The organism is Pasteurella dagmatis (assembly GCF_900186835.1).
Classification (GTDB): domain Bacteria; phylum Pseudomonadota; class Gammaproteobacteria; order Enterobacterales; family Pasteurellaceae; genus Pasteurella; species Pasteurella dagmatis.
This window is the reverse complement of sequence record NZ_LT906448.1, coordinates 1,059,553-1,075,861: the sequence shown is the minus strand read 5'-3', so window position 1 is coordinate 1,075,861 and position 16,309 is coordinate 1,059,553. Positions and strand designations below refer to the sequence as shown.

Sequence of the window (16,309 nt, the reverse complement as noted above, 5' to 3'; positions counted from 1 at the left end):
AATTGCAAAGTGTTAAAATTATAGTAAAAGAGGTTAAATAATAATGATTGTACATAGCGTTATAATAAGAAAAACAGATAAATTTATTTTGATTAATTATTTCTTGGTGGGGGTGCTTAGTGTATTAGATCCTACGCAAGATATTAATCTGCTACCACCGAATATAACTTATTCTGCTTTGGGAAAACACATCAGGGAAAATTTATCAAAAAGTAGAAGGATTGATTTTGATGAACTTAGAGCAGTCATGTCATTAGATAGTGGTGGTACATTTTTTAAGTCGTTAGAACAAAAAATAAAAGAAGAGTTTTCATATAAGAATAGAAAAGAAATTTATAAAAATATGGATTTTTTATCTGTGAGTATTATGAATGGTAAAATTATGATAGAGCCTAACCATCAAGACTGTCTTAATGGTTATACGGCTATAGAAGATGAAAATAGAAAGTGGGTTAGATTTGAATATCCAATAGATATATCTGATGAAGAATTAGGAAAAGTCGTCATGGAAGGGTTTAAATATTGTACGAGTATTTATAAGAAAAAATAACAAATTGGATATGGTTCTAATAACACTCTTTTACACATGGATAGTGTAATTTGTGGAGTGTCTAGGCTTTCAAGCCGCAAAAATATCACACAGCGTAAAAATAAAGTGCGGTCAATTTCAAAAAAGTTTTGTTTTGAAAATTGACCGTTTTTTTGTATAAAATCAGCACAAGCGTAAATGTATTATGCAACCAAAAAAGACAATTTTTGAATGAGATAAAAATGGATAATCAATAAGGAAGATATATGAAAAAATACAGCATAATCAGTTTGTTATGTATAACTAGTATATTATTACTAGGCTGTTCTTTTGGTAAGGGGTTCCAACCTCCTGCCCGCTATTTTAAATGGCGGGCACCAGATTATCCTCATTTGAAGAAATACCCTGAAGAAGAGCGATTTTATCAATGGGTGGTTCACCGTGGTAAAGAAATGCGAGCTTGTGGGATGGATCCTTTTGTAGGGGAGTCCAATTATCCAGAAGTCAACCTTTGTTTAGAGAGAAAAGGCTGGTATTTGAAGGATGGTCCTTACTGTGAGAATGAATTGGAATAGGATAAACCGCTTTGTGTGGAATGGCGGAAAAAGCATAGCAAACCCGATGCTAAACCTTGGTCACCAAAGCGGGAATAGTGCTGTTTTCTGACTTATTGAGGGATATCGGCAAAAGTGCGGTCAATTTTGAAAACGTTTTGCTTTGAGAAATTGGCTGTTTTTGTATCATGGAGATGATGTGGACAACTGATATCCTGTGTGTGTTCACTGGTGTGTGGTTTGATTAAAGCACTCGTCAAAGACGAGCGCTAGCGGTGAAAATATAGGTAATTCATCGGCTAAAAAGTCACTTTATGATCCAAAACAAATTCGTCATAAAATAGAGAAAGGTTTTGAGAAAGAGGAAGTGAAGTCGACAACAGTCGTGATGAAACCCCGTTCTACAGTGACAAACAGAGTATTAAATACAGGAGAAACAGTATCAGTAATTGAATCTGAAGGAGGTAAAGCGGTTAAGATTTATGCTAAACCTGATCAGTTTGGTCATCGTCAGGAAATCGCCAATATTCCTTATGATAAAAGGGGATTGCCTATATTTGATGATGTATCGAAGTTTACGACAAAAATAGAAAAACCGAGTAATTACCAGATTATACTAAGTGAGGATAGAAAAAAAACTGAAATGAAAAATGCAACATTAGCTTTAAAAAAAGCTATTCAAGATGGTCAAATAAATGTAAAACAATTTAACAAAAAGCAATTGTCTCAAATTAATCAAGGAAGACCAAATATTGATGGTTTTACTTGGCACCATAATGCACAAAGTGCACCAAATAATATGCAATTAGTACCTAGAAATATTCATGATGCAGTCCAACATATCGGGGAGGGAGCTTTGAGTGAAGGTAGATAAAACATTTAGAAATCTAAGAATATATGGTGATTATGGTTCTGTCTCTCAGGAAATTATTTTTAATTTTGAAAAAGAGTTTGATATAAAACTACCTTCATCCTATATCTCACTTGTGAAAAAATATAATGGCGTTTGGTTTAAGGAAAGTGATTTTGAATATTTTTCCCAAAATAGGAAAAAAATAATAAACTCATTGAGCTTTGATAGTTTTGAGACACAAGATAATGTCGAACCAATGAATAATATATTAAGACAGTATATTTATGATGATGAAATTTATGGATATAAGAATGTTTATTCCTTTGGTTACACTGGAAATGGCGACTTTGTCTGTTTTGATTACCGTGATGATCCAAAAGGTGATGAGCCTAAGATCTGTATTGTGATTCATGATGAATATGATGAAGAAACAGGTAAGCATTTATTGTTTCCTGTGGCAGAAAATTTTGAGGCATTTTTAGATATGCTTTACGATTTTGATGAACGCTATCCGAATGGTTATGAATAGATATTTATTTAACTAATGTATTGTATTTTTTAAGCGTTATTTACGGACTAATATTGTAAGTTCGGTCAATTTCAAAAAAGTTTTGCTTTGAGAAATTGACCGTTTTTGTATCATGAAGATGATGGTGGCGGTTTGATTAAAGCACTCGTCAGAGACGAGCGCTAGCTGTGGGGAGATTGGTAAGGTTGCGGTGGAGAATAATTATTTATTACCGAACCAAGTGGAAGCATTGAGACGGAAACTGGTAAAAGCCATCGAAAATGGGACGCCACTTGAAGAGGTTTATCATGAGTTTGGTCAATTAAGTGAAAATCAACGCAAGGAATTAAGTGCAGGTTGTATAGATGCGATTTTATGTCGCCATACAACATTAGACTTAATCGACCAATCAAATCAATTAGCACGAGATTTTACGAGTTTTATTGGTTCTTTCTTTAGCCAATTGCCTGATGAGGAGCTGGGGAGGTTTGTTGAGTTTATCATTGATGAAAATGAGAAATCAGCGTCTTTGTTGACAGAAAAAATAGGCTTTACTGAAGCCTTGGTTGCACAATTAGTCAATGATTATATTAACAATATAGGTAGCCTTAATAAGAAGGTATCGCCTAAGATTAGGAGTTTTGCGAAGAGAAATCAGAGAGCCTCTGATATTACCAGTTTAGTAAAAACAGGTGATGCTTTAGATACAAATAGTGTAATGTTTGGTGCAAAAGGCACTAAAATATATAGTTCTACTGTTTGGAAAAAACAAGGGTCTAAAGCTAGAATTGATGTGGAAAATCCTGCTCCAGGAAAAAGACTAGGACAAATTCACTATCAAGATGAAAATAATGTAAAGTATTACTATAACCATATGGACGATAAATTTTATATAGGAAAAATTTCTGATGGTAAAGAGGCTCCAGCAAATATTCAGAATTTATTAAATAATTCTAAAATTAGAAATGGAATAAATAAAGGTTTGGAATATTTAGGAGAGAAAAAATGATCTATATTAGTCCACTTATGAAAAATGAAATCAATAAAGAAAAGAATAATATAAAACAAAGTGTAATATCTAGTGATTTACTAGATTTATTAGATTTTATTGATATTGATGGATGTATATTTTTCAAGTTTCAAAAAATAGACAATGAGATTTCCAGAGTTGATGCAAATGAAATTGCTGGGCAGTTCTTGGATTTATCAGGTTATGAAGTGTCTATAAATAGATTTCATATCGATGATTATGTGAGTGGTAATATTTTATGTCAATCTATCTTATTTTTAGATGAGTTTAAGAAAAGATGGAAGGAAATATATCCAGATCTTAATTGTGTAGTGTTAATTACTTTTCAAAATGATGAGATAGGTGAGTTTTCTACTTTTACGTTTCATAAGGTGAGAAATGATGAAAGTATATTTGATCCCTCTGAAATAAATAATATTGAACAAGCTATACTCGTAGAGTTTATTAATTAGCATTATCGCCGATAGCTAGGTATAAAATATTTTTCTTATTATTCCTCAAGTGCGGTCAATTTCAAAAAAGTTTTATCTTTGAAAAATTGACCGTTTTTGTATCATGGAGGTGATGTGAGCAATTGATATCCTGTTTGTGTTGACTGGCGTGTGGTTTGATTAAAGCACTCATCAAAGACGAGCGCTAGCGGTGAAAATGGCAAAAAATCAAGACGGTGTTTGTATGATGTTTCCAAGAACATGGACAGAGGATAGGTTGAAAGTGGAGCTGGAGCATGCGTTTAAAAATAGAGTAGCAATGGAAAAGTTTGAAAATAAATGGGAAGGGACAACAAAATCAGGTGTGAAAGTAGAATGGGTTCTGGATAGAAATGGTAAAGTGTTGACTATTTATCCTTCTGAGAAACAAGGAGTTATAAAATGAAAGTAAAATTTGGTTATTATGCTTTGAATGGAGACTGGGATACTTATTGTAAAGTATATGAAAGTGATAATAAGTATGATGATAGCGTTGTTACTGACTATATTGGTACATTAGACGAGCTAAATTGGATAGATAACATATTACAAATGCTTAAAAATCCATCTCTTGATAGAGAATGGATTGATGCAGAGCCTTTTGAAGCATTGATAGATCATGATCAAGTAAAAGTGGGTTTTTATTTGTTGGATGATATGAAAGAAGAGGATATTCCCGATGATGTTGACGAAAGAGATACCGATGCTCGTTTAATCCCCCGTAAAGAATTGGTATATTTGCTAGAAAAATTTTTGGCTTTTAAGCAAAGACCAATAATCGACCCTCATTACCAAGAAATTATTGACACCAAGGAGGCGTATTTATGAAGAACAAGTGGGAAGGCACAACAAAATCAGGGGTGAAAGTAGAATGGGTTATTAATAAAGACGGTTATTTATCAACAGTTTATCCAACAAGAAAGCAATGAGGTATAAAATGAAAGTACGTTTTAGATATTACGAATTTCAGGGTGGTATCTATCAAACCTGTGGTGTTTATGAAAGTGATAACGAGGAAAATGATGGGATGATTACTGATTATCTTAGTACTATTCCAGATTCTTATGCAGATAATGGGTTTAAAGTTTTAGCAGCAGTCAAAGATCCAGCAAATACTTGGGATTGGATTAGTTCTCAGGCATTTGATGCCTTGATAGACCATGATCAAATAAAAGTGGGTTTTTATCTATTAGATGGCTTGGAGGAAGAGGATATCCCTGATGATGTTGACGAGAGAGATACGGATGCCTATGTAATCCCCCGTAAAGAATTTGCCTATTTACTGGAAAAATGGCTGGATTTTTACCACAGACCTATTACTGATATGAATTACCAAGAAATTATTGACACCAAGGAGGCGTATTTATGACCGTGATTGTGGGTGGACATTCCACCTTAGGCAATATTCGGGTATTCATATAATCAATCAGTGTCTTGATAACGCTAATTATAAGTTTGAACTTGATCTTAAATATGCAAATAATCCTTAAAAAATAACCGCACTATTGATGATGAAGTGCGGTTGTTTTTTTCGCTATTTTGATAAATAGAGCGTTTAGTTTGCGATGCCTTTATGTCTTAATAACGCATCTAATTGTGGTTCTCTACCGCGGAAACGTTTGAATAGGGTCATCGGTTCTTCAGATCCACCTCGGCTTAAAATTTCATTTAAGAACGATTTACCTGTTTCTGGATTGAAGATTCCTTCTTCTTCAAAACGAGAGAATGCATCTGCGGATAACACTTCTGCCCATAAATAGCTGTAATAGCCAGCAGAGTAGCCGCCAGCAAAAATATGGCTGAAGCTATGTGGCGTTCTTGCCCATTCAACGCCTTTAATTACTGCCACTTCTTCTTTTACTGCTTTTAACGTGTCTAAAATTTGATTTTGTTTGCTTGGATCAAAATGGTGATGCAAGCGGAAATCAAACAATCCAAATTCTAATTGGCGAAGAACAAACATTGCAGCTTGGAAGTTTTTCGCTTTCAGTAATTGAGCCAGTTTTTCTTTTGGTAAAGGCTCGCCAGTTTCATAGTGACCTGAAATGAAATCAAGTGCTTCTGCTTCCCAGCACCAGTTTTCTAAGAATTGACTTGGTAATTCCACTGCATCCCAAGGCACGCCGTTAATGCCAGCCACATCTGCTACATCAATTTGAGTCAACATATGGTGAATACCGTGACCAAACTCATGGAATAACGTAGTGACTTCATCGTGTGTGAATAATGCTGGTTTGTCGCCAATCGGAGCATTGAAGTTACAAGTTAAATACGCAACTGGTTTTTGGATTTCACCATTTGCTTTGCGACGGCGACCAATACAATCGTCCATCCACGCGCCACCACGTTTGTTTTCGCGAGCGTATAAATCTAAATAGAAGCTGCCTCGCACATTGTCAGTTTCATCAATTAAATCAAAGAAGCGGACATCTTTATGCCATGTATCCACATCAAAGCGTTCTACGGCACGAATGTTGAAAATGCGTTTGATTAATTCAAATAAACCAGCGAGTACACGATTTTCAGGGAAATATGGGCGGAGTTCTTCGTCATTAATTGAGTACAGATGCTGTTTTTGTTTTTCGCTATAAAACGCAATATCCCAAGCATCAAGTGCGGTCACATTGAAGTGTGTTTCGCAAAATTCTTTTAATTCGGCGAGTTCTTTTTCACCTTGTGCTTTTGAACGTTTTGCTAAATTATCTAAGAAGTCCAATACCTGTTGTGGGTTTTCTGCCATTTTAGTAGCAAGAGAAAGCTCAGTATAAGTGTTGAAATCTAATAATTTGGCAAGCTCAACACGTAAATTTAGAATTTCTTCCATAATCGCTGTGTTGTCCCATTTACCTGCATTCGGTCCTTGATCTGAAGCACGAGTGACAAATGCACGATACATTTCTTCACGTAACTCACGATTCTCACAATAAGTCATTACGGGTAAATAACTTGGAATTTCAAGCGTGAAACGGTAACCCGTTAAGCCTTTGCTTTCTGCGGATTGTTTTGCAGCTTGTAATGCAGATTCAGGTAAGCCTTTGAGTTGCTCAACATCCTCAATGATTTTATCCCAGCCCATTGTTGCATCAAGCACGTTGTTGCTGAATTGTGAGTTTAATTCTGATAAACGAGCAGAAATTTCGCCGTAGCGTTTTTGTTTTTCTGCTGGTAAAGAAATACCAGAAAGTTTGAAATCACGCAGTGCATTTTCAATGGTTTTTTTCTGTGCAAGATCATAGCTTTCAAATTCAGGGCTGTTTTTTAGCTTTTCATAAGCATTGTATAAGCCTTTGTGTTGACCAACCCAAGTGCTGTATTCTGATAAAATCGGTAAGCAAGCTTGATAAGCTTCACGCAGTTCAGGGCTGTTTTTTACAGCGTTAAGATGAGACACTGGTGACCAGGTTTTGCTGAACAGATTGCCTATTTCAGTTAATGGCAAAATGAAGTTTTCCCAAGTGATTTCTTCTTGTTGAACTAATTTTTCAATGTGTTCGCGGCTATCTTGGATACGCTTTTCAACCGCTGGTTGAACGTGTTCAGGCTTAATTGAAGAGAATGGTGGTAAGCCTTCAAATGTAAGTAATGGGTTAGTCATAAGATATCCTTATTTTTAAGCAAATGTTTTTCGAATATGGGGGAATTTTTTTTAAATTCAAGCTTTAAAATTTTGCAAAACTATATATAATTGAGAATTGTTTTTATTCTAAAGGATTTTTATGAGAGCGATCTATATCATATTAGGGTTTATTTTTCTCGGTTTGGGTGTACTTGGTATTATTTTACCGCTACTACCGGCTACACCATTTTTGTTATTAACGCTTTTCTTCTTTGCCAAAGGCTCAGATCGTTTACATAACTGGTTTTTACAAACCGAGTTATACAAGAAACACTTAAAAACCTTTAAAGAAGAGCGTGCGTTAAGCCAAAAATCGAAATTCTGGATTTTATTATTCGCAACAATTATGTTATCCATCGGTTTTTACTTCACACCAAGCGTATTTGGACGTACAGTTATTATCCTTGTGTTATTAACAAAATATTGGTTCTTCTTTTTCTGGATCAAAACGGTCAAGCAAAGCTAGAATAAAGGAAATTATTAAAAGGCTGTTAACTTAAAGGTTAACAGCCTTTTATATTGTCGCTATAATAGCCCTTATTTTAGGGAATTTTCGTATGTTTAGTTTCGACAACTCTCATTTCTACAGCAAAATCAAAAGAGCGGTCCTTTTTACAGCATTTTTTTCCTTACTTGCTTGTGAACCTAAAGAAAATCCTACGTTGCCTTCTCAGCTATCTAAAAAAGATAAAGCTGTTGTGAATGTCGAACCTAGTCGTGAATTATTAGTACGTGGTGTGTATAGTGATTTGTTGCTTGATCCCCATTCGGCACAAAATAGTGATCAAAGTGCTTTTTTAAGAGATTTATTAGAAGGTCTGACGGCTTATGACAGTCAAGGTAAGTTAATTCCGGCCGTAGCTGAAAGTTGGGAAACTGAAGATAACAAAACTTGGTTTTTTATTTTGCGTGAAGATGCGAAGTGGTCAACAGGGGAATTGATAGTTGCACAAGATTTTGTGACTAGTTGGCAAAATTTAGCACGAGTAAGCAGTGAGTTGAAATCTTATTTAGCGTTTTTAAATATCGAAAATGCTCAATCAGTGATAAATGGTGAGATAGCCGTTGAAAAATTAGGGGTTGAGGCTGTTGATAACCGCGTTTTACGCATTCAACTTGAAAAAGCTACGCCATATTTGCCACATATGCTAGCGCATATTGCAATGTTGCCTCGTTATTCCCACGAGTCTGCACAGTTTGTGGGTAATGGTGCATATCGTTTAGTAAATCAAAATGCCAACCTCATTCATTTGGAAAAAAATCCGCATTATTGGGCGGCACAAAAAGCCTCTTTTAAATTTGTGGATTATCAGAAATTAGCGGAAAACCAGAATATTACTGGCTTAGACATCGTACAACAGCCAAAAAACGTACCTGAAAATAGCCCTTATTTTCCGCAAAACTGCACCTATTTTTATGAATTTAATATGCAAGATCCAATGTTGAGCAAAAGTGCGGTCAGAAAAGCGTTAGTTTCGATGGTCTCAGCAAGGGATATTGTTCAGCAAGTTGATCCACAAATGATGGCGACCACTAATTTATTGCCCTATTCAATGCAAATGGACCAAGAAAGCACTTGGGAACCAGTAGTGGTGGAGCAAGTGTTCGGGCAATATGGTGTCACCGAAACAAATCCATTGCAATTAAAGATTACACACGATCAAGGCAATATTCATTCAAATATTGCACAACGCTTGGTTAGAATGTTATCGCAATCTGATATGCTACGTGTAAGCACTGAAGCAGTAAGTTTGCAGAGTTTACTTGAAAAGCGTAGCAAAGGGGATTTCCAAATTATTCGTTCTGGTTGGTGTGCAGATTATCACGATCCATCAGCATTTTTGAATGTGTTTTATTCAAAAGGTCCTGATAACAAAATGTTCTATTCCAATCCAAAAGTCGATGAATTGCTAGAAAAAACATTAACGTTGGTCAATGAGGCAGAGCGTCATAGTATTTATGCGCAGTTGGGGCAGATTTTACAGAGTGATAATGCGGTATTGCCGATTTTTCAATATAAAATCCCTATTTGGGTTCATCCAACATTGAATGGCGTTCACTTAGACAACTCCACTGGTGTGATTTACAGTAAAGATGTATTTAGAAAAGTGAGGGCACAATAATACGTGATTGGTTCGACTGTAGGCAGTGCGTTCGTTTTTAATAAAAAATTGCCCATATTTTATAGTGGGCAATTTTTATTTATGTGGTCTTTTATTTATGTGGTACTTCTTCGTTGCAGTAAGGACATTCTAATAAATGTTTTTGCTCATTATGTACAATAAAATGTCCCATTTTCTTCGCTTTAGTGTCTAAATATTCCGTATTATATCGGTTTTCACCCACGTTTAAGGCAACACGTTCAACTACATTGATGCCAGCTTTTTTCATTGTCTCAATTTTGTTCGGATTATTAGTTAATAAACGAACTTTTTTCACACCCAGTAAATCAAACATATCTGCGCAAACTTCGAAATTGCGTTCATCAGCAGCAAAGCCTAGTGCTAAATTTGCTTCAATAGTATCCATTCCTTGATCTTGTAATGAATAAGCACGGATTTTATTAATTAGTCCAATGCCACGCCCTTCTTCACGATGGTAAATTAAAACACCACGTCCTTCTTGACTAATTTGACGTAATGCTGCTGCTAGTTGGAAACCACAATCGCATTTTAAGCTATATAAAGCATCGCCGGTTAAACATTCAGAATGAATTCGTGCGAGAACAGGTTCATCATTATTGCTTATATCACCTAATACTAAGGCTACGTGTTCTTTTTTAGTGTCAGGAAATTCAAAGCCAACAATTCGGAAAATACCAAATTCAGTAGGTAAATTGGCTTCAGTGACACGTTGAATTTTTGCCATAATCAATCCTTATACTTTTGTCTGTTCTCTGATAGAATACGCTTTCTACAGATTATCAATTCTTATGGTTACGAATATGTTAAAAAGATTGTCATTATATACCTTATTACTTTGTATTGTCCCTTTTTTTGCTTGGATTTTTGCTTGGCAGTGGAATGCAAATGATGTAATGACAAATTTTGACTATGCGCTTTATTTTTTAACGGAAAGTGGTAGTGTGCCTTACGCTATTATTACTTGTGGTGTATTGGCTCTGTGTTTTTACCCTTTCTTTTTAGATAAAAAATTATGGGTGAAAGCAGTTATGGTCATGGCATTTTCAGTGATTTTGACCCAAGGTATCAAAAGTGTGTTGAAAAATATTTTTACCGAACCCCGTCCTTATGTAACTTATGTTGCTGAGCAAACTCAAACTAGTACAGAAAGTTTTTATCAGCGAGATCGAGAACAGCGCTCGTTATTTTTACAGCATTTTTTTCAAACTCAATCTACTATACCAAGCTGGTTAAAATATCACTATGAAAAAGAAGTGGGTTATTCATTTCCGTCTGGGCATACGATTTTTGCAGCAGGTTGGTTATTCCTTGTGGTTGGTTTTACACAATTATTAGGTTTACGCTCAATGAGTTCAAAAATACTGATCGCAGTAGTGACAATTTGGTCAGTCCTAATGTTGTTTAGCAGATTACGTTTTGGAATGCATTACCCGATTGATTTATTTGTGAGTGTATTACTTTCTTTTGTCGTTCATATTTTAATTTTTCATTTTTTACAGAAAAAGACGATTTTTATCAATAATTGCACATCGAAGTGCGGTTAAAATCAGTGTTATTTTTTAATCAGTGAGGTAACAATGTTATACGGACTTGATATTGGCGGTACAAAAATTGAGCTTGCAGTATTTAATGAAAAACTTGAAAAATTGCATAGTGAGCGTGTAGATACGCCTAAAGAAAGTTATGAGGAGTGGCTGAATACTATTGTTGGATTGGTACATAAAGCTGATGAAATGTTTAATTGTCAAGGTTCAGTTGGATTAGGAATTCCGGGTTTTGTGAATCATACCACGGGGTTAGCAGAAATTGCGAATATTCGAGCAGCAGATAATAAGCCGATTATCAAAGATCTTTCGGCACTTTTAGATCGTGAAGTACGTGCTGAAAATGATGCAAATTGTTTTGCTTTATCAGAAGCTTGGGATGAGGATAATAAAGATTATCCGAGCGTATTGGGGCTTATTTTAGGTACAGGATTTGGTGGTGGATTAGTTTTTGATGGTCAAATTCATTCAGGTCAAGTAGGAATGGCCGGAGAATTAGGTCATATCCAACTAAACTATCACGCCCTTCAATTATTGGGTTGGGATAAAGCACCAATTTATGGTTGTGGATGTGGTAATAAAGCGTGTTTAGATACTTATTTATCTGGGCGTGGTTTCGAAATGTTGTATCGTGATTTACAAGGTGAAGCATTAAGTGCAAAAGAGGTGATCCAACGTTTTTATGCAGGCGATGAAACTGCGGTGAAATTTGTTGATCTTTTCATTGAGCTTTGTGCAATTTCTATTGGCAACATTATTACGATTCTTGATCCACACGTTGTAGTATTAGGTGGTGGTCTCTCTAACTTTGATTATTTATATGAGGCATTACCAAAAGCATTGCCTGCTCACTTAATGCGTAGTGCACAAGTTCCTTTAATTAAGAAAGCAAAATATGGTGATTCAGGTGGTGTAAGAGGAGCAGCTGCATTATTCTTAAAGAAATAAGAAAAGATTTGCTTATTTAAAACGATTGAGCTATAAAAGAGCGGTTCATTAAAAGATGAAATTTTATTCAAAAGAAGAATAAACTTCGTTAAAATAGCACCGCACTTTTTTATTTATTAAAGGAAACTTTATGCGTCAATATATCAATAAAGCAATGTTAATTTCTTCAGTACTTGCCTTATCTGCTTGTAGTAACTTATCTGACATGACCTCCTCAACTGGAACTGTCTCAACTTCACCAGCAGTGACCAAGGCATTAGGTATTGATTTAGTCAGTTTAGAACAGCAGGCAACAGGTTTAAAAACGTTTGAATATACTTACAATCAAAACAACTATGTGACTTATCTTAGTGCACAACCTGAATTAATTAAAGTTCAAGATGCAGAAGGCTTAAGCAAATTCTTCTATAAATCAGGCAAACTATTAGCGGTACAAGATAAATCGGGTGTTTATCAGTTTGGTGCAAACAGTGAAGTATTATCTTTCAATGCACAAGGCAAAGCGCAAGATGTGAGCACAGAGAAAAAATCAGCATTATCTGCAAAAGGCGCAAAACTTTATAAAATGATGAGCTACAATCGTGCAGATGGTAGTGCGGTAAATATGAAAACAGGTGAGCAAGCAAAAGTGAATTATTTGTGTATCGCAAAAATTCAGCAAGTTGCAGGAACTCAACGTGTTTTCCGTAGCCCAGAAAATGCTATTGTTACTGCAAGCCACATTGATGCAACAGTTCGTCTAAATGGTAACCAATACTATAAAATGAATTGTCAAATTTCAGCAAATAAAGTTGCGAAATTAACTTTGATGAAAAAATAGTTTTCTATCATTTCTATAAAGTGCGGTTAGATTGACCGCACTTTCTCTTTTAGGTAATTAAAATGGAATTAAGCCAGCATTCTTTCGAAAATTATGTTCATCAGCTTGTTGAAACCTATAAAGGAAAACGAATTCATTCTTTTGAATATGAAGGTCATCTTTTTTGGCTTAAGCAGCCGGAAGTAGTGAGTGCAAGCTGGCGATTAATTAAGCCAAATCCTAACAAAGCTTTTCAACATGAAATCAATTCATTAATAAATTTCGCAAAATCCAATGCCCCAGTACCTCAACTATTATTAACCGGCAAAGATTTTTTAGTGTTAAAAGATGCGGGTCCGACACTTGCTGATTGGGTTGAAGATATCACAGTGCCAGAAAATGAGAAGAAATATATTTTATCAGAAGGTGTAAAAGCCTTACTAGCATTACATCAAAAAGGGCTAGTACATGGTCGACCAGCACTCAGAGATATGGCGTGGAATGGCAAACAAATTAGCTTTATTGATTTGGAAACACACCACGAGGCAAGTGAAAAAAAACAAACTTATGATATTATTATTTTTATTTATAGTTTATGCCGTTCAAAAGCCATTCCTGATTTAGAAATAAGACGCTTAGTGAATGAATTAGCTCAGCAAGCAAAGATTCCTATTTGGCAACAAGTGTTACATTTGTTGCAAACATATCGCTTTCTTTATTTTCTTTTGCTACCATTCAAATTAATAGCAAGGACAGATTTAATTGCAATTTATCGCTTGTTTGAGAATATGTCATTTTTGATGAAAGAGGGGAAAGTAGAATGAAAAAATTAATGATGATTTTAGCTATTAGCACCATAATTTCAGCTTGTAGCATTGGCGCTAGTGTAAATGCTGGTGGTGGCTCCAGTGGTGTTGGTGTTGGTTTAGGCGTTGGTACTGGTATTCGGTTTTAATTAAAAAGTGCGGTAAATTTATCAGGATTTTTGAAAAAATAGGAAATATCAGAATTAAAACTTGATATTTTTTACAAAATCCTTATAATACAGCACATATTTCGGACGCGGGGTGGAGCAGCTTGGTAGCTCGTCGGGCTCATAACCCGAAGGCCGTCGGTTCAAATCCGGCCCCCGCAACCACTTTACAGATAGTTTAGTAAAGAAGCCCCAAGTAGTGGGGTTTTTTCATATTTAAATACGGAGTTTTTGATGTAAGGACTGGACTAACCAAGTCCTTTTTTTACGTCTGAAATTCAAGATTGATATGTAAGGTGGTAGTAAACACAGTTGGTATTATGTATTGAAATTATTGATATGTGTTGTACATCCTATATTTAGAGGAGACAATTTTGGCAACGTTAGAACAAAAATTACATGAATTATTACAAAGCACTGTTGAAGATTTAGGTTGTGAGTTATGGGGCATTGAATGCCAACGTTCAGGCAGATTCTTAACAGTTCGTTTATATATTGATAAAGAGGGCGGTGTCACTGTGGATGATTGCGCAGATGTAAGCCGTCAGGTGAGTGCAATTTTAGATGTAGAAGATCCAATTGCAGATAAATATAACCTCGAAGTTTCTTCACCAGGTTTAGATAGAGCCTTGTTCACTTTAGCGCAATACCAACGCTATATTGGTCAAGATATTGTTGTGCATTTACGTATTCCCGTATTAGATCGTCGTAAATGGCAGGGTAAGTTAGAAAAAATTGAAAATGATATGTTGACCTTAACTGTTGACGGTCAAGAACAAGTTTTAGTGTTTGGCAATATTCAAAAAGCCAATATTATTCCTAAATTCTAAGGAGCATATAGAGCAATGAGTAAAGAGATTTTATTGGCTGCTGAAGCAGTGTCTAATGAGAAATTATTACCACGTGAAAAGATCTTTGAAGCACTAGAAAGTGCATTAGCGTTATCTACTAAAAAGAAATATGAGCAAGAAATTGATGTACGTGTTGTGATCAATACCAAAACAGGTGAGTTTGATACATTTCGCCGTTGGTTAGTTGTTGAAGAAGTCACTAATCCAACCAAAGAAATTACTTTAGAAGCGGCACAATTTGAAGATCCTAATGTGCAATTAGGTGATTATGTTGAAGATCAAATCGAATCAGTGGCATTTGATCGAATTACAATGCAAACAGCACGTCAAGTAATTAGCACTAAAATTCGTGAAGCTGAACGCAACAAAATCGTTGAACAATTCCGCTCGCAAGAAGGCGAGATTGTGACTGGAACTGTTAAAAAAGTAAATCGTGACAATATTGTATTAGATTTAGGCCAACAAGCGGAAGCGGTGATGTTACGTGAGGATATGCTTCCACGTGAAAATTTCCGTCCAGGAGATCGTGTACGTGGCGTACTTTATAAAGTAAGCCCTGAAAACAAAGGTGCTCAGTTATTTGTCACTCGAGCTAAACCTGAAATGTTAATTGAGTTATTCCGTATCGAAGTGCCTGAAATTGGCGAAGAGCTTATTGAGATCAAAAATGCAGCACGTGACCCCGGTTCACGTGCGAAAATTGCAGTAAAAACCAATGACAAACGTATTGATCCAGTAGGTGCTTGCGTAGGTATGCGTGGTGCACGTGTTCAAGCGATTACTAATGAATTAGGTGGTGAGCGTGTGGATATCGTGCTTTGGGATGATAATCCAGCACAATTCGTGATTAATGCAATGGCTCCAGCAGATGTTAGTTCAATCGTTGTAGATGAAGACTCTCATTCAATGGATATTGCAGTTGAATCTGCAAATTTAGCGCAAGCAATTGGTCGTAATGGTCAAAATGTGCGTCTTGCAACCCAATTAACCGGTTGGACATTAAATGTAATGACCACGGATGAATTAAACCAAAAACATCAAGCAGAAGATAATAAAGTATTGAAATTATTTATGAATACTTTAGAAATTGATGAAGAGTTTGCTCATATTTTAATTGAAGAAGGTTTCTCAACTTTAGAAGAATTAGCGTATGTTTCAGTCAACGAGCTTACATCAATTGATGGTTTAGAAGATGAAGATTTGGTTGAAGAATTACAAACACGCGCAAAAAATGCAATCACTGCTGCAGCGTTAGCAGAAGAGGAAGCGCTTAAACAAGCACATATTGAAGACCGCTTACTTGCATTAGATGGTATGAATCGTCATATCGCATTAAAATTAGCAGAGAAAAACATTACTACTCTAGAAGAACTTGCAGAACAAGGTGTTGATGATTTAGCTGATATTGAAGATTTAACAGCGGAACAAGCCGCAGATTTTATTATGGCTGCACGTAATATTTGTTGGTTCAGTGAGTAAGTGGAGGAGTG

At 35.6% G+C, this 16,309-nt stretch carries 19 protein-coding genes, 1 tRNA gene and 2 pseudogenes; 20 read left to right on the top strand and 2 right to left on the bottom strand.

Going from position 1 to position 16,309, the window contains the following annotated elements; translation table 11 throughout:
• Positions 1-43 precede the first annotated feature (43 nt).
• From CKV78_RS04855 to CKV78_RS04815, 10 genes and pseudogenes are all read left to right on the top strand, one after another.
• Positions 44-550: a contact-dependent growth inhibition system immunity protein gene (locus tag CKV78_RS04855; protein ID WP_005762496.1), complete on the top strand. Its 507-nt coding sequence runs from the start codon at positions 44-46 to the stop codon at positions 548-550.
• 245 nt (positions 551-795) lie between these two features.
• Positions 796-1,104, top strand: coding sequence for a hypothetical protein (locus CKV78_RS04850; RefSeq protein WP_231964009.1), 309 nt, complete (start codon positions 796-798; stop codon positions 1,102-1,104).
• Between the two features lie 346 nt (positions 1,105-1,450).
• Positions 1,451-1,957, top strand: a complete 507-nt coding sequence (locus CKV78_RS04845) for an HNH endonuclease (RefSeq protein WP_005762492.1) — start codon at positions 1,451-1,453, stop codon at positions 1,955-1,957.
• Entirely contained in the window at positions 1,944-2,465 is a 522-nt protein-coding gene (locus CKV78_RS04840; RefSeq protein WP_005762490.1) for an SMI1/KNR4 family protein, read from the top strand. The genes CKV78_RS04845 and CKV78_RS04840 overlap by 14 nt, the downstream gene beginning before the upstream one ends.
• Positions 2,466-2,655: 190 nt before the next feature.
• Complete coding sequence (locus CKV78_RS04835; protein ID WP_005762488.1) at positions 2,656-3,453, top strand: hypothetical protein; 798 nt, start codon at positions 2,656-2,658, stop codon at positions 3,451-3,453.
• On the top strand, positions 3,450-3,926 hold the full coding sequence (locus CKV78_RS04830) for a hypothetical protein (RefSeq protein WP_005762485.1): 477 nt from the start codon (positions 3,450-3,452) through the stop codon (positions 3,924-3,926). Before CKV78_RS04835 ends, CKV78_RS04830 begins: the two co-directional genes overlap by 4 nt.
• 214 nt (positions 3,927-4,140) lie before the next feature.
• Positions 4,141-4,350, top strand: a pseudogene (locus CKV78_RS04825) (EndoU domain-containing protein); the annotation flags it as partial.
• Complete coding sequence (locus tag CKV78_RS04820) at positions 4,347-4,772, top strand: DUF5376 family protein (RefSeq protein WP_005762481.1); 426 nt, start codon at positions 4,347-4,349, stop codon at positions 4,770-4,772. The pseudogene CKV78_RS04825 and the gene CKV78_RS04820, both read left to right, overlap by 4 nt.
• Positions 4,772-4,873, top strand: a pseudogene (locus tag CKV78_RS10730) (EndoU domain-containing protein); the annotation flags it as partial. The gene CKV78_RS04820 and the pseudogene CKV78_RS10730, both read left to right, overlap by 1 nt.
• Before the next feature lie 8 nt (positions 4,874-4,881).
• Positions 4,882-5,313: a DUF5376 domain-containing protein gene (locus CKV78_RS04815; RefSeq protein WP_032855187.1), complete on the top strand. Its 432-nt coding sequence runs from the start codon at positions 4,882-4,884 to the stop codon at positions 5,311-5,313.
• A gap of 186 nt (positions 5,314-5,499) precedes the next feature.
• On the opposite strand, the gene prlC is transcribed toward CKV78_RS04815, so the two are convergent.
• Complete coding sequence (gene prlC / locus CKV78_RS04810) at positions 5,500-7,539, bottom strand: oligopeptidase A (protein ID WP_005762477.1); 2,040 nt, start codon at positions 7,537-7,539, stop codon at positions 5,500-5,502.
• Positions 7,540-7,660: 121 nt separating this feature from the next.
• Here prlC and CKV78_RS04805 point away from each other — a divergent pair, with 121 nt between their 5' ends.
• Entirely contained in the window at positions 7,661-8,026 is a 366-nt protein-coding gene (locus tag CKV78_RS04805) for a YbaN family protein (protein ID WP_005762475.1), read from the top strand.
• 91 nt (positions 8,027-8,117) lie between these two features.
• Complete coding sequence (locus CKV78_RS04800) at positions 8,118-9,683, top strand: peptide ABC transporter substrate-binding protein (RefSeq protein ID WP_005762473.1); 1,566 nt, start codon at positions 8,118-8,120, stop codon at positions 9,681-9,683.
• A 91-nt stretch (positions 9,684-9,774) separates the two neighbouring features.
• Here the strand turns inward: CKV78_RS04800 and ribA are convergent, their stop codons facing one another.
• A complete protein-coding gene (gene ribA, locus CKV78_RS04795) occupies positions 9,775-10,428 on the bottom strand; it encodes a GTP cyclohydrolase II (protein WP_005762471.1) in 654 nt (217 codons plus the stop codon).
• 64 nt (positions 10,429-10,492) lie between these two features.
• Here ribA and CKV78_RS04790 point away from each other — a divergent pair, with 64 nt between their 5' ends.
• The 8 genes from CKV78_RS04790 (at position 10,493) to nusA (ending at position 16,298) form a co-directional block, all read left to right on the top strand.
• Positions 10,493-11,248, top strand: a complete 756-nt coding sequence (locus tag CKV78_RS04790) for a phosphatase PAP2 family protein (protein WP_005762470.1) — start codon at positions 10,493-10,495, stop codon at positions 11,246-11,248.
• Positions 11,249-11,281: 33 nt separating this feature from the next.
• Positions 11,282-12,196, top strand: coding sequence for an N-acetylglucosamine kinase (gene nagK / locus CKV78_RS04785; RefSeq protein WP_005762468.1), 915 nt, complete (start codon positions 11,282-11,284; stop codon positions 12,194-12,196).
• A gap of 130 nt (positions 12,197-12,326) precedes the next feature.
• Positions 12,327-13,016: a hypothetical protein gene (locus tag CKV78_RS04780; protein WP_005762466.1), complete on the top strand. Its 690-nt coding sequence runs from the start codon at positions 12,327-12,329 to the stop codon at positions 13,014-13,016.
• A gap of 62 nt (positions 13,017-13,078) precedes the next feature.
• A complete protein-coding gene (locus CKV78_RS04775; protein WP_005762464.1) occupies positions 13,079-13,819 on the top strand; it encodes a BUD32 family EKC/KEOPS complex subunit in 741 nt (246 codons plus the stop codon).
• On the top strand, positions 13,816-13,950 hold the full coding sequence (locus CKV78_RS10670; protein WP_005762462.1) for a hypothetical protein: 135 nt from the start codon (positions 13,816-13,818) through the stop codon (positions 13,948-13,950). Before CKV78_RS04775 ends, CKV78_RS10670 begins: the two co-directional genes overlap by 4 nt.
• Before the next feature lie 106 nt (positions 13,951-14,056).
• Positions 14,057-14,133: transfer RNA gene (locus CKV78_RS04765), tRNA-Met, on the top strand.
• Between the two features lie 209 nt (positions 14,134-14,342).
• A complete protein-coding gene (gene rimP / locus CKV78_RS04760) occupies positions 14,343-14,798 on the top strand; it encodes a ribosome maturation factor RimP (protein WP_032855185.1) in 456 nt (151 codons plus the stop codon).
• Between the two features lie 15 nt (positions 14,799-14,813).
• Positions 14,814-16,298, top strand: coding sequence for a transcription termination factor NusA (gene nusA / locus CKV78_RS04755; protein ID WP_005762458.1), 1,485 nt, complete (start codon positions 14,814-14,816; stop codon positions 16,296-16,298).
• Positions 16,299-16,309 lie beyond the last annotated feature (11 nt).